This is a genomic window from Burkholderia sp. FERM BP-3421, assembly GCF_028657905.1.
GTDB lineage: Bacteria > Pseudomonadota > Gammaproteobacteria > Burkholderiales > Burkholderiaceae > Burkholderia.
The window spans coordinates 1,698,572-1,711,153 of record NZ_CP117781.1; the positions used below are offsets into that span (position 1 = coordinate 1,698,572).

Annotated in this window: 11 protein-coding genes; 5 read left to right on the top strand and 6 right to left on the bottom strand. The window is 69.2% G+C overall.

Going from position 1 to position 12,582, the window contains the following annotated elements; all coding sequences use genetic code 11:
* Positions 1 to 71: 71 nt before the first annotated feature.
* Together pepE and Bsp3421_RS10485 are read left to right on the top strand one after the other, a co-directional pair.
* Positions 72 to 803: a dipeptidase PepE gene (gene pepE / locus Bsp3421_RS10480; RefSeq protein ID WP_273995853.1), complete on the top strand. Its 732-nt coding sequence runs from the start codon at positions 72 to 74 to the stop codon at positions 801 to 803.
* A 134-nt stretch (positions 804 to 937) separates the two neighbouring features.
* Positions 938 to 1,231: a DUF4148 domain-containing protein gene (locus tag Bsp3421_RS10485; RefSeq protein ID WP_273995855.1), complete on the top strand. Its 294-nt coding sequence runs from the start codon at positions 938 to 940 to the stop codon at positions 1,229 to 1,231.
* Between the two features lie 129 nt (positions 1,232 to 1,360).
* Here the strand turns inward: Bsp3421_RS10485 and Bsp3421_RS10490 are convergent, their stop codons facing one another.
* The gene (locus tag Bsp3421_RS10490; protein WP_273995856.1) at positions 1,361 to 1,705 is read right to left on the bottom strand and encodes a hypothetical protein; all 345 of its coding nucleotides are present in this window, start codon (positions 1,703 to 1,705) and stop codon (positions 1,361 to 1,363) included.
* Positions 1,706 to 2,604: 899 nt separating this feature from the next.
* Between Bsp3421_RS10490 and Bsp3421_RS10495 the strand changes: the two genes are divergently transcribed.
* Positions 2,605 to 2,754 carry a hypothetical protein gene (locus Bsp3421_RS10495; RefSeq protein ID WP_273995857.1) on the top strand — a complete coding sequence of 50 codons (150 nt, stop codon included), beginning with the start codon at positions 2,605 to 2,607 and terminating at the stop codon, positions 2,752 to 2,754.
* Positions 2,755 to 2,834: 80 nt separating this feature from the next.
* On the opposite strand, the gene Bsp3421_RS10500 is transcribed toward Bsp3421_RS10495, so the two are convergent.
* The 4 genes from Bsp3421_RS10500 to Bsp3421_RS10515 form a co-directional block, all read right to left on the bottom strand.
* Positions 2,835 to 4,634, bottom strand: coding sequence for a chloride channel protein (locus tag Bsp3421_RS10500; RefSeq protein ID WP_273995858.1), 1,800 nt, complete (start codon positions 4,632 to 4,634; stop codon positions 2,835 to 2,837).
* 7 nt (positions 4,635 to 4,641) lie between these two features.
* Positions 4,642 to 5,061, bottom strand: coding sequence for a MarR family winged helix-turn-helix transcriptional regulator (locus Bsp3421_RS10505; protein ID WP_273995859.1), 420 nt, complete (start codon positions 5,059 to 5,061; stop codon positions 4,642 to 4,644).
* A 347-nt stretch (positions 5,062 to 5,408) separates the two neighbouring features.
* Positions 5,409 to 6,896 (bottom strand): aldehyde dehydrogenase, encoded by a 1,488-nt coding sequence (locus tag Bsp3421_RS10510; protein WP_273995860.1) that lies wholly within the window; start codon positions 6,894 to 6,896, stop codon positions 5,409 to 5,411.
* A gap of 18 nt (positions 6,897 to 6,914) precedes the next feature.
* Complete coding sequence (locus tag Bsp3421_RS10515; RefSeq protein WP_273995861.1) at positions 6,915 to 7,487, bottom strand: thioesterase family protein; 573 nt, start codon at positions 7,485 to 7,487, stop codon at positions 6,915 to 6,917.
* 306 nt (positions 7,488 to 7,793) lie between these two features.
* Between Bsp3421_RS10515 and Bsp3421_RS10520 the strand changes: the two genes are divergently transcribed.
* Both Bsp3421_RS10520 and Bsp3421_RS10525 read left to right on the top strand, forming a co-directional pair.
* On the top strand, positions 7,794 to 8,924 hold the full coding sequence (locus Bsp3421_RS10520; RefSeq protein ID WP_273995862.1) for a porin: 1,131 nt from the start codon (positions 7,794 to 7,796) through the stop codon (positions 8,922 to 8,924).
* Between the two features lie 46 nt (positions 8,925 to 8,970).
* Complete coding sequence (locus Bsp3421_RS10525; RefSeq protein WP_273995863.1) at positions 8,971 to 10,371, top strand: FAD-binding oxidoreductase; 1,401 nt, start codon at positions 8,971 to 8,973, stop codon at positions 10,369 to 10,371.
* A gap of 54 nt (positions 10,372 to 10,425) precedes the next feature.
* Here the strand turns inward: Bsp3421_RS10525 and Bsp3421_RS10530 are convergent, their stop codons facing one another.
* Positions 10,426 to 12,558, bottom strand: coding sequence for an acetate--CoA ligase family protein (locus Bsp3421_RS10530; RefSeq protein WP_273995864.1), 2,133 nt, complete (start codon positions 12,556 to 12,558; stop codon positions 10,426 to 10,428).
* Positions 12,559 to 12,582: the final 24 nt, after the last annotated feature.

A 12,582-nucleotide genomic window follows, 5' to 3' on the forward strand; every position in this document is an offset into this window, starting at 1 on the left:
AAGGCGCCGGCGCGCGCAAGCACGGGGTGATTCGATGCGATGATGCGGGCCGTTACTTTGTGGAGACAGACATGTCGCAGCGAGTGGTGTTGATGAGCAGTTCCCGTACCGATGCGCGGGGGTATCTCGAACACGCGGCCGAGCCGCTGCATGCGGTGCTGCGGCACGAAGCGCGCGAGGTGCTGTTCGTGCCGTACGCGGACGTCGCGCTCGATTTCGATGCCTACGAGGCGAAGGTGCGGGAGGCGCTGGCGGCGTTCGGCTATCGCGTCACGTCGATTCACCACGCGGCGGATCCGCTGGCCGCGCTCGAACGGGCCGAGGCGATCGCCGTGGGCGGCGGCAACACGTTCGCGCTGCTCAAGCGCCTGTACGACGCGGGGCTGGTCGAGGCGATGCGCGCGAAGGTCCGCGCGGGCACGCCCTACATCGGCTGGAGCGCGGGCAGCAATGTCGCGTGCCCGACGATCCGCACCACCAACGACATGCCGATCGTCGCGCCGCCGACGCTGGACGCGCTGGGCCTCGTGCCGTTCCAGATCAATCCGCATTTCATCAGCGGCAAGCCGGCCGGCCATCATGGGGAGAGCCGCGAGGAGCGGCTGGGCGAGTTTCTCGAGATCAATGCGCCCGAGGCGGTGCTCGCGTTGCCCGAAGGCTCGGCGCTGCTGAGCGACGGGGTGCGCGGCACGGTGCTGGGCGCGCGCGGCGCGCTGCATTTCCGGCGCGCGACGCCGCCGGCGGCGCTGGCCGAGCATCACAGCTTCGACCTGGCGGACATCGTCGGCCCGGCCGCGCGCTGAAGGTGCCCGGCGCGCGCCGGGGGGGCGCCGATCATTGCAAATTTGTCATCGTGGGCTCATCGGACCGTGTCGATCGCCAGCCAGAATGGCCTCACTCGCACAACGAAGCGAGGAACCCACCAGGAGAAATCGCCATGCAAAAATCGGCAAAACTGATCGCGCTCGCCGCTTCGCTCATGCTGTCCGCCGCGGCGTTCGCCGAGCTTCCGCCTTCCGCGCAGCCGGGCCCGAACGGCTCGAAGACCCGCGCGCAGGTACGCGCCGAACTCGTCGACGCGCAGCACCACGGCGTGATTCCCGCCAAGAAGACCGACTATCCGCCGAGCGCGGACACGATTCAGCAGAACCGCCGCAACCACGCGATCGCGAAACATGACGGACAACTGATCAAGGAGCCGACCGGCCAGGAATTGAACGCGTCGAAGTGATGCGTGTTGATGCGGTGCGCAAAACCCGTTGGGGAATCGTTGCCGGAAACGAAACGGGCCCCGCGATGCGGAGCCCGTCGGGGCGGGGCGGAGGGCGTGTCGAGACCCGTCCGCCACCGGCGAGGCGGCTTACAGACAGGCGTTGATGTCGCTCGTCGCGCCGCCTGCGCCGCCGCCCGTGGCGCGGAAGCCGACCCAGGTCGCGGCATTGCCCGAGCGGGCGGGGCGCACCAGCGCGGCCGAGCCGTTAGGCGGCTGCTGGCCCGGCACGTAGACGTCCTTGGCGAGATCGTTGGCCAGGACTTCCTGCGAGATCACCTGCTGCTGGGACTTGTCGGCCCACGACTTCGCGATGCAGGCAGCCACGTCCTTGGCGGGCTTTTGGCTTTGTCCCACGCTCTGAACGTCTGCGGGCGGCTGCGCGGCGCATGCGGAAAGCGCCACAGTCAATGCGATAAGCGGTAGATATTTCACGTTATCTCCCTAGGGTTGTGGTTCGTGAGTGGGATTCAATCGGTGCTGCGATATGGTCTGATCGCGAACGACAAACGATGTTCCGGACAATCGGAAACAAGTTGTTAGCGCGCTTGCCAGGCAAGAAGACCTGTGTGCCCTGATCGCTGGTCCGGCGACGTGGCATGGTGGACGATCGTGCCGTGTGCAACGGCCGTGTCGATTGATGTGACGGATGCGACGAAACGGGTTGGAACCGTCAGCCTACGCCATGTGGACTCTATGGCCGCTTGGCGTAGGGAGCGTGCTGAACGGTGGCCCCGTCGCGTTGTCAGAATCCATCATGGCAAAAAATAACGCGCCTGACTGTTAAGCAGGTTTAAATACTGCCCGCACATTGTCATAGATTGTTTGACGCGGTAGCGAATCCGAACTTAAACTCGGACTATTACGAATTAGGGGCATTTGCCTTGGACAGCAGCAGTCGTCGATTTCCGAACAGTTTCCCCGCCTGACCGGCAGAACGCCCGCCTATCGCCGCCGTTCCGCCAGCAGGCAGACGGTGCGCGCCGAAGTTCGAACTTCCCGTTTTTGCACCCGAGTATCGCCAGACGCCGGACATGCGCTCGCGCATCCGGCGCGTTGTCGCGCAAGCCCGATCCTTGCGCGGCGAGCTGCGCCCGCCTGCCGCGCCGCCGAGCGTGGACAGTCGATCCGATCGGACCATACAACCTGGAAGGAGCCGCCATGCCCGGTAGTGACAGTGACCCTTATCCCTTACGCCGCTTGAACCCCTTGCGCGCGTAACGGCGCCCCACGGTTTCCGCCCGTCATCTGTCCAGCCTGCCTGGCGATGTGTGTCGTGATCCCGCCGGGTTGCCGGCCGCGCGATCCATCCGTTCGAATCACGGAGGTCTACGATGCACTTCGCTCTTCTCGTTTCCGATCTGCCGCACGTCGCCGAATCGCGTGCCTACTACGATTCCCTGCTGTCGCTCGACGGCGGCGCGCCGCGGCGCCGGAGCCTGTTCGCGGCATGCCGCGACGCGCTCAAGGCGCTGTTCCACTGATCCCGCAGTACGCTGATTGACCCGGGCCCGCCGGTGTTGCCGCCGGCGGGCCGTTTGCCTTTGGTCGCGGCGCGCCGCGTTCAGCCGCGGCCCGGGTCCGATGGCGTCGTCGCGCGTCGTCTCATGAGGCCGGGCGTGAACGCGCGCAGCCGCTCGCGCTTCAGTTCGTCGTCGAAATGCAGGCGCGCGGGCTTGACGAGGTCGCTGCGCGACACCATGCCGACGAGCCGCATCGAGGTCGCATCGGCGACCACCGGCAGGCGTTCGAGGCCATCCACCGCCAGCCGCGTCGCGACGAGCCGGCAACTCTCGGCCGGCAGGGCGAAAGCGGGCGCGGTCCCGATCAGCGCCTCGCTGACGCGGGCGTCCGGCGCGAGCGTCGCGCAGGCGCGCATCAGGCCGTCGCGCGCCAGCATGCCGAGCAGCACGCCGTCGCGTTGCACCGGATAGGCGCGATGCATCTGGTCCGCGCCGAAGAAGCGCTCGCGCGCGTCGTTCACCGGCAGATCCGCGTCGATCGCGGTGATCGCGTGCGACATCACTTCGGCGACGTCATGGCGTTCGAGCGGATCGACGCCATATTCCCGATAGATGTGATGGCCGCGCCGCGCGATCTTCTCGGTCATGATCGAGCGCTTCATCACGGCGGTCGCGAAACCGTGGGCGGCCAGCGTGGCCGTCAGCAGCGGCAGCAGCGCCTGGGTGTCGTGCGTGAGGCCGAAGGCGAACACGATCGCGGTCAGCGGCGCGCCGAGCGTGGCGCCCAGCGTCGCCGCCATGCACACGAGCGGCCACAGCGCGGGATCGCCGCCTGGCAGCCACGGGGCGAGCAGGGCGCCGAGCCCGGCGCCGAGCATCAGCAGCGGCGCGAGCACGCCGCCCGAGGTGCCCGAGCCCAGCGCGAAGACCCAGATCACCGCCTTGACGACGAGGATCGCGAGCGCGATCCGCAAGGCGAGGTGCTGATGCAGCAGGTCGCCGATCACGTCGTAGCCGACGCCGAGCGCGCGCGGCGCGATCCATCCGCCGACGCCGACCACGAGGCCGCCCAGCGCGGGCCACCACATCCAATGCACGGGCAGTTTGGCGAAGCCGTCCTCGATCCGGTACAGCGCGGCGGACAGCCCGCTCGCGAGCGCGCCCGACAGCACGCCCGCGATCAGGCATGAGCCGAGCGCGAGCGCGGTGGGCGGCGCGGTTTCGAGCGGGAACAGCGGACCGGCGCCGAAATAGAGCGTGCGAGCGAAGCCGGCGACGGCGCACGCGAGTGCGACGGGCAGGAAACTGCGCGGCCGCCATTCGAACAGCAGCAGCTCGACGGCGAGCAGCACCGCCGCCACCGGGGTGCCGAACACGGCGGTCATGCCGGCCGTCGCGCCGGCGACGAGCAGCGTCTTGCGTTCGGCCGCGGTGACGGAGAAGAACTGCGCGCTCAGCGAGCCGAGCGCGCCGCCCGTCATGATGATCGGGCCTTCCGCGCCGAACGGCCCGCCGCTGCCGATCGCGATGCCGGACGCCAGCGGCTTCAGGATCGCGACCTTGGGCGACATCCGGCTCTTGCCGAACAGGATCGCCTCGATCGCTTCGGGAATGCCGTGGCCGCGGATCCTGTCCGAGCCGAAACGCGCGATCAGGCCGACCACGAGGCCGCCCAGCACCGGCACGACGATCACCCACGCGCCGAGGGTGTGGCCGGCGGGCGAGCGCTCGGCGAACGACCATTGCTGGAAGAAGAACAGGTTCGTGAACAGGCGGATCAGGTTGAGCAGCACGATGGCCGCGGCGGTGCTGAGCAGGCCGATGCCGGCGGCGAGCAGGGCGACGCGCGGCAGCGCGGCGTTGGTGGCGTAATCGCGCCGATGGGAATGAGCGGGGTTCATGGACGCATCAGAAATCGATCTGGGGAACCTGGAATGCGCCGCGCAGCGACTTCAGCTCCGCGCGATGCAGTTCGGCCAGGCGGGCGAGGAGCTTCTCGCCGGCTTTTTGCAGGTGGACCTCGACCTGCCGGCGGTCGGTCTCGCTCGGCCGGCGGCGCACGAGCCCCAGCGCCTCGCAGCGCGAGACCAGCGCGACCACGCCGTGATGCTGCGCCTGCAGGCGCTCGGCCAGTTCGCCGACGGTGGCCCACTCCCGCTCCGGATAGCCCTTGATGTGCAGCAGCAGCAGGTATTGCAGCGGCGTCACGCCTTCGCTTTGCGCGGCGCGCTCGGAGAAGCGCTCGAAGCGGCGCATCTGGTAGCGGAATTCCGACAACTGCTCGAAATCCGTCTTGCGAAGCTCACGCGCGGAGGGGGGAGACGTCATGATGGCGCAACCTGTCCTGAACCGGAAACCGCGAATATATCATGATTTGATATATTGACTCAGGCGGGTTGCGCGGCGTGCCGCTGGGCGTCCGGTGTGGGCGGATGCGTCGAGATGCGGCGATACAGGTCGGTCGCGATACCCGCCAGGCGTTCGTCGTCGTTCACGACCGGATCGTCGGGGCGGTGATGCGTGATCGGCGGACCGATCCCGGGCGCGTCGGGCCGGCACCGCGCGGCGAACACGACGCCATCGCCCGGAAAAGCCCCGCGATGCCGCCTTGGCCGAAGCCCGCATGACGGTCGGTGATGCAAGGCCCGCGCCCTCGCGTTCGCGGAACGCATGCCTTATCGCAGCCGGATGATCGTCGACTTCAACTCCGTGTACTTCTCGAGCGCATGCAGGGAATTGTCGCGGCCGTTGCCCGATTCCTTGAAGCCGCCGAACGGGAAATTCATGTCGTCGGTTTCCTCGTAGCCGTTCACCCATACCGTACCGGCCCGCAGCCGGCGCGCGGTTTCATGCGCGGTCGCGAGGTCGGCCGTCCATACCGACGCCGCGAGCCCGTAGCACGTATCGTTCGCAAGCGTGACGGCCTCGTCGAGATCGTCGAATGCCGTCACCGCGAGCACGGGGCCGAAAATCTCCTCGCGCACGATGCGCGCGTCGGCGCGCGGACAATCGAACACGGTCGGTTCGATATACAGCCCGCCGCTCGCCGTGCGCACGCGTTCGCCGCCCGCGAGCAACGTTGCCTCGCCGCGCCCCGCATCGATGTATTCGAGGACGCGGTCGACTTGTGCGGCGTCGATCAGGCTGCCCATCCGCGTCATGGGCGAGAGCGGATCGCCGGGCGCGTACTCGGGCGCGATCGCGAGCACGCGCGCGAGGAAGGCGTCGCGGATCGCGCGATGGACGAGCAGCCGGGAGCCGGCGGTGCACATCTGCCCGGTGTTGTAGAACACCGCGTGCGCGACGGTGCGCGCCGCGCGTTCGAGATCGGCGCAGTCGGGCAGCACGATCTGCGGCGACTTGCCGCCGAGCTCGAGCCACGCGCGCTTCAGGTTTGAATCGGCCGCGCAGCGCGCGACCTGGCGGCCGACCGCGGTTGATCCGGTAAACGCGATGCAGTCGACATCGGGATGGCGCGCGAGCGCCTCGCCCGCGTCGCCGAAGCCCGGCAGCACATTGAGCACGCCGGCCGGCAGGCCGGCTTGCGCCGCGAGCGCGGCGAGCCGCAGCGCACTCAGCGGCGATTTCTCCGACGGCTTCAGCACGACGCTGTTGCCGGCCGCGAGCGCGGGCGCGCATTTCCACATCGCGATCATCGCCGGGAAATTCCACGGCACGATCGCCGCGACCACGCCGACCGGCTCGCGCGTGACGAGGCCGACGAGATGCGGGTCGGTTGGCGCGACTTCGCCGCCGATCTTGTCGATCGCCTCCGCGAACCATTCGATGCAATACGCGCTGGCGGGGATGTCGACCGCGGTCGTGTCGCCGATCGGCTTGCCGGTGTCGAGCGTTTCGAGCAGCGCGAGGTCGCCCGCATGCTCGCGCACGAGTGCGGCCCAGCGCAGCAGCACACGCTTGCGCTCGCGCGGCGTTGCGCAGCGCCACGCGCCGGCGTCGAACGCGCGCCGAGCAGCGTGCACCGCGACGTCGGCGTCGGCTTGCCGACAGCGTGCGACTTGCGCGAGCGTCCGGCCGTCGACCGGGCTCACGCTCGCGAAGGTCGCGCCGTCGTGGGCATCGCGGAACGCGCCGTCGATGAACGCGCGGGATTCGATCTCGAGATAGTCGGCGCGGATGCGCCAGGCGTCGTGGGTCTGCATGGCGGGCTCCGGGAGCGATCAGCGGGATGCGGTGCGGCGGATCGCGATCGCGCGACCCGCGTGAGGTTCGCGCGGCGTGCGCGCATGCTCGGCATGAATGGCGGCGAGATGGCGGCGAAGCGGCTCGGGAAACGGCGTCGACCGCTTCGCGCGCCGATCGACGTGCGTCAGCAACTGTTCGCCGGTCGCGAGCAGCGCGCCCGTCGTTGCGTGATGCATCGAATGGAACACGTGCAGGCGCCGGTCGTCGAGGTCCAGCAGCTGCAGCGTGAGCCTGAGCGGCGCGCCGAGCATCGCCTCGCCGAGATGCCGGAGATGCGTTTCCGCCGAATAGATCGAGCAGCCGGCCTCGCGATAGTCGTCGTCGACGCCGAAGTAGCGGAAGAACGCATCGCTGTTGTCGCCGAACACGAGCAGGTAGCAGGATTCGCTCATGTGGCCGTTGTAGTCGACCCATTCGGGCTGCACGACGCAGCGGTGCAGTTCGAGCGGCGTCGCGATCGGCGCGTCCGGGTCGTACGGGCGCGCCTTTTGTCCTTCGTAAGCCGAGCGCAGGCGCGGCTCGGCGTCGGGGCTGAGTGGGTTCGTCATCCAGTGCACTCCGAAGTTCGGGGCGCCCGCGCATCGTTCGTACGCTGCGCACGAAATAGGCGGTTCGCGGGTTGCCGGATGATGGTATTACGGGTTGAACGTTTTTTCAATAAAGACGTGACCCATGCAGGTAAACACCTGTGCCGATTCACGATCCATCGGATTGAACATTCATTCAACAAAATCTATACTCGCCAGCGCCGCGATGCCGTTTCCGATCTGGATGCGAATGGGGATGCGAAGCAGGCGGGCGGCATTTCCCGAACGACGAAATCGATCCGCCCCGCGGGGCCTGGAGACACCGGAATGAAGAAACGCTTCCTGCTGGCCGGCATGATGTCGGTGATGGGCTATGTTTCCGCGCACGCGCAGGGCAGCGTGACGCTGTACGGGATCATCGACGGCGGCATCACCTACGTGAACAACGCGGGCGGGGCGCGTGCCTACCTGTTCGACGACGGCGTGTCGTACGGCAACCGGCTCGGCTTGATGGGCACCGAGGACCTCGGCGGCGGCAACAAGGCGGTGTTCAAGCTCGAGAACGGCTTCCGGCTCGGCACGGGCAAGCTGAACCAGGGCGGTGCGCTGTTCGGCCGCCAGGCCTACGTCGGCCTCGGCAATGACTGGGGGACGCTGACCTTCGGCAACCAGTACGACTTCGCGTTCGATTTCACGGCTGCGTTCAACGTCAGCGCGTTCGGGAGCGGCTACGGCGTGCACCTTGGCGATGTCGACCGGCAGAGCGGGGACCGCCTCGCGAACGCGGTGAAATTCGTCAGCAACAGTTATCACGGGCTCGTGGTCGGCGGCCTGTACTCGTTCAGCAACGACGCAGGCAGCTTCCACGACGGCAGCGCCTGGAGCGTCGGCGCGACCTACACGCACGGCGATTTTTCGGCGGGCGGCAACTACACGCGGCTCAATGCGCCGCGCGGGCTCGCCGGGCTCGACCCCTATGCGCAGATCGGCGTGACGACGATGCTGGGCCGGACGGTCGCCACGGTCGATCCGGCGACGGGCGCCGTCACCGATCTGCATGCTTCGACGCCGTTCTCGATCGATTCGCAGTCGATCTTCGGGATCGGCGCGTCATACGTGTTCGGCAAGCTGACGATGAGCGCCGACTTCAGCAACACGATATTCAAGGGCTACGGCCAGTCGTCGACAATGCGCGTGTACGAGGCGGGCGGCGTGTACCAGGCAAGCGCGCCGCTGTCGCTCGTCGCGGGCTACCAGTACACGACATTCGAGGGCCATCACTGGCACGAGGTCGCGCTGGGCACGCATTACACGTTGTCGAAGCGCACCAACGTCTATGCCGCCGTCGACTGGATGCGGGCGTCGAACGGCGTCGACGCGGTGATCGGCTACAGTTTCACGCCATCGGCGAGCCGTACGCAGGCTGCGGCGCGCGTCGGCATGCGCCATAATTTCTGATCCATTTTTCTTTCTCACGGGCCGGGTCCGGCCGGCCCCGCCGATCATGTCCGATCTGTCCTCCAACGGCGACGTCCTCGTCGCGCTGCGCGCCGCGTTGGGCGCCGATTGCGTGAGCGAGGGCGAGGCGATCGCCGAACGCTATTTCACGAACTACGGCGAAGCGCCGGGCGAGCGGCCGCGTGCGGTGCTGCGTCCGCGCGGCGTCGACGGCGTGAGCCGGGCGCTCGCGATCTGCACCGCGTACCGGCAGACGATCGTGCCGCAGGGCGGGATGACGGGGCTCGCGGCCGGCGCGGCGCCGGGCGCGCGCGAGATGGTGCTGTCGCTCGAACGACTGGCGGGCGTCGTCGAGATCGACGCCGACGCGGCGACCCTCACCGCCTGGGCCGGCACGACGCTGCAGGACCTGCAGCAGGCCGCGGACGACGCGGGCTTCACGCTCGGCATCGACCTCGGTGCGCGCGGCTCGTGCCAGATCGGCGGCAACGTCGCGACCAACGCGGGCGGCAATCGCGTGATCCGCTACGGCACGACGCGCGAGCAGGTGCTCGGCCTCGAAGTCGTGCTGGCGGACGGCACCGTGTTGAGCGCGCTGAACAAGATGCTGAAGAACAATGCGGGCTACGACCTGCGGCAGATCTTCGTCGGCAGCGAAGGGACGCTCGGCGTCGTCACGCGCGTCGTGCTGAGGCTGCATCCGCGGCTTGCCGAGGCGTCCACCGCGCTGTGCGCGGTGCGCGACACGGCCGCCGCGCTCGTGCTGCTGCGCGAGGCGCGCGCCGCATGCGCGGATCTGCTGAGCTTCGAGGCGATGTGGCCGGCGTTCTACGGCTTCGTGTCCGCGCATACGCCGGGTGTCGGCGCGCCGCTGCCGGTCGACGGCGGTGTCAAGGTGCTGATCGAATGCGCGGGCGCCGCCCCGGCATGCAGCGGGCAAGCAGCGGGGCGTTTCGAGGGCTTGCTGGGCGACTGGCTCGAACGCGGGCTGATCGACGATGCCGCGCTCGCGCAGAGCGCGGCCGACGCGCGGGCGTTCTGGACCCTGCGCGAAGGGCTGGCGATCGACGCGCTGCCGGGCCTCGTGAATTTCGACGTCGGCATTCCGCCGCGCGAGACGGCGGCCTTCATCGACGCGTGTCACGGCGCGCTGACAACACGCTGGCCGGGCGCGCAGGTGTTCTTCTTCGGCCATCTCGGCGACAGCAACCTGCACGTGTGCGTATCGGCGCCCTATGCCGCGGGCGAGGGTGCGCACGACGTCGATGCGATCCTCTATCCGCTCGTCCGCGACGCGGGCGGCTCCGTGTCGGCCGAGCACGGGATCGGTCGCTACAAGCGCGACTGGCTCGGCTGCTCGCGCAGCGACGCCGAGATCGCCGCGATGCGCCGGCTCAAGCAGGCATTCGATCCGCTCGGACTGCTCAATCCCGGCAAGGTGATCTGAGCGGTCCGGGTTGTAGCGGTGGTCCGTGCGGCATGCCGCACGGACCTTGGCGCGTCAGGCGTCGAGCCGCACCAGCGCGTCGACGGCTACCGCGCCGCGCTCCATCGCCAGCAGCGGGTTGACGTCGAGCTCGATGAGCGTGTCCGCATGCGCTTCGGCGAACCGCGCGATCGCCATCACGTTCGCGACGACGGCATCGAGATCAGCCTTCGCGCGGCCGCGATAGCCGTTCAGCAGCGGCCCGAGCTGCAGGCCGAGCAGTGCGTCGCGCACCTCGCTTTCACGTACCGGCAGCAGCAGCGTGGCCGTGTCGCGGATCAACTCGACCAGTACGCCGCCCGCGCCGAGCACGAGCGCGAGCCCGAAATTCGGTTCGCGCCGCACGCCGACGATCAGTTCGAGCAGCGGCGCATCGGCCATCCGTTCGACGAGGATGCGCTCGACGCTCACCTGCGGCGCATGGCGCGCAACCTGCGCGATCATGCGCTCGACGGCGTCGGCGACGGCTTCGGGCGAGGTGAGCTTCAGCGTGACAGCGCCGGCCTCGGTCTTGTGCGGCAATTGATCGCTGACGACCTTCGCGCAGACGGGAAAACCGAGCCGCCGCGCGGCGGCCGGCGCATCGGCGGGCGCGACGCACTCGGCGGCCGGCACCGCGAGCCCGTGCGCGGCCAGCATCCGTTTGCTCGCCCATTCGTCGTGCAGACGCGCGGCGCCGCCAACTCGGGGCCCGTTGCCGGCCCGCAGCACGGGCAGCGCGTTCAGCCCGTCGGCATCGAGCACGCGGCGGCGCGTGTCGCCGTAGCGCATCGCCGCGGCGAGCGCGTCGATACCGTCGGCCAGGCCCTGCAGTGGCGCGATGCCGGCCGCGGCCAGACGCGCCGCATGGTCGGGCGGCGTCAGTTCGGGAAACACCGAGATCACCGCGCCGACGACGCCGTGCTGACGCGCCGAGGCCGCGAAGGCGTTCGCCGCGATATCGCACAGCGGCCGTTCGCCGGTCGCTTCCTGCGGATAGTCGAGGATCAGCGCGGCGGCGCCCGGACGCCCGGCGAGCAGTGCGTCGCAGCACGCGCGCATCTTGCCGGGATCGCCCCAGGGCGTCGTCGTGAAGTCGAGCGGATTCGCGATCGTCGCGTATGGCGGCAGCACCGTGCCGAGCAGGTCGCGGCCCGCCGCGGCGACGGGCGGAAAGGCGATGTCCCGCGCCTCGCCGAGATCGGCGACGAGCCCCGCGTCGCCGCCCGAGGTGGCAAGCGCGGCGAGCGTGCGCCGCTCGGGCACGCCGGCGATGGCGAGCAGCTTCAGCGTCTCGACGAGGCCGACCGGGTCCTTCACGCGGATCACGCCAAGCCGGCGGAACAGTGCGTCGTACAGCGCGTCCGAACCGGCGAGCGAACTCGTATGACTGAGCGCGAGTTGCGCGCCGAGCGTCGACGCGCCGCTCTTCAGCGCAACGATCGGCACGCCGCGCGCGAGCGCGCGCGTCGCGGCCTCGCTGAATGCGCGCACGTCCTTCAGCCCTTCGAGATGCACGCCGATCGCGCGGATGCGCGGATCGTCGACGAACGCGTCGACGAGGCGCGCGATGTCGACCGACGCCTGGTTGCCGACGCTCGCCAGATACGCGAACGGCACCGATCGCGCGCTCATCGACAGGTTGTACGCGAGATTGCCGCTTTGGGTGATCACGGCGACGCCCGATGCGACGCGGGGCGCGCCGTGCGCGACGGGCCACAGCGCGCTGCCGTTCAGGCCGTTGATCAGCCCGTAGCAGTTCGGGCCGAGCACGGCCATGTCGCCGGCCGCGTCGACGAGCGCCTGTTGCAGCGTGGCGCCGGCGTCGCCCGATTCGGAGAAACCCGACGCATAGACGATCGCGCCGCCCGCGCCGCGCTCGGCGAGCGCGCGCACGACGTCGAGCGCCGGTCGTGCGGGCACCGCGACGAACGCCGCGTCGGGCGGCGCGGGCAGGCCGGCGACGCTTGCATGGCAGGGCACGCCGTCGATGTCGGCGTGATGCGGGTTGACGAGCCAGATGTCGCCGGCATAGCCGAAGTCGCGGCAGCGCTTCACGGCGCCCGCGATGCCGCGCCCGCCGATGAACGCGAGGCTGGCCGGTTCGAGCAGGCGGCGCAGGTTGGCCGCGGCGGCGCGGCGGTCCCGGAGTGCGGGAGTGGAGGTCATGTTGGTCCTTTCGGAACGCGCGCG

What these genes read in the sequence shown, in the direction of transcription:
- pepE (WP_273995853.1), top strand. Translation starts at nt 72, where the DNA reads ATGTCGCAGCGAGTGGTGTTGATGAGCAGTTCCCGTACCGATGCGCGG.
- Bsp3421_RS10485 (WP_273995855.1), top strand. Translation starts at nt 938, where the DNA reads ATGCAAAAATCGGCAAAACTGATCGCGCTCGCCGCTTCGCTCATGCTG.
- Bsp3421_RS10495 (WP_273995857.1), top strand. Translation starts at nt 2,605, where the DNA reads ATGCACTTCGCTCTTCTCGTTTCCGATCTGCCGCACGTCGCCGAATCG.
- Bsp3421_RS10500 (WP_273995858.1), bottom strand. Translation starts at nt 4,634, where the DNA reads ATGAACCCCGCTCATTCCCATCGGCGCGATTACGCCACCAACGCCGCG.
- Bsp3421_RS10505 (WP_273995859.1), bottom strand. Translation starts at nt 5,061, where the DNA reads ATGACGTCTCCCCCCTCCGCGCGTGAGCTTCGCAAGACGGATTTCGAG.
- Bsp3421_RS10510 (WP_273995860.1), bottom strand. Translation starts at nt 6,896, where the DNA reads ATGCAGACCCACGACGCCTGGCGCATCCGCGCCGACTATCTCGAGATC.
- Bsp3421_RS10515 (WP_273995861.1), bottom strand. Translation starts at nt 7,487, where the DNA reads ATGACGAACCCACTCAGCCCCGACGCCGAGCCGCGCCTGCGCTCGGCT.
- Bsp3421_RS10520 (WP_273995862.1), top strand. Translation starts at nt 7,794, where the DNA reads ATGAAGAAACGCTTCCTGCTGGCCGGCATGATGTCGGTGATGGGCTAT.
- Bsp3421_RS10525 (WP_273995863.1), top strand. Translation starts at nt 8,971, where the DNA reads ATGTCCGATCTGTCCTCCAACGGCGACGTCCTCGTCGCGCTGCGCGCC.
- Bsp3421_RS10530 (WP_273995864.1), bottom strand. Translation starts at nt 12,558, where the DNA reads ATGACCTCCACTCCCGCACTCCGGGACCGCCGCGCCGCCGCGGCCAAC.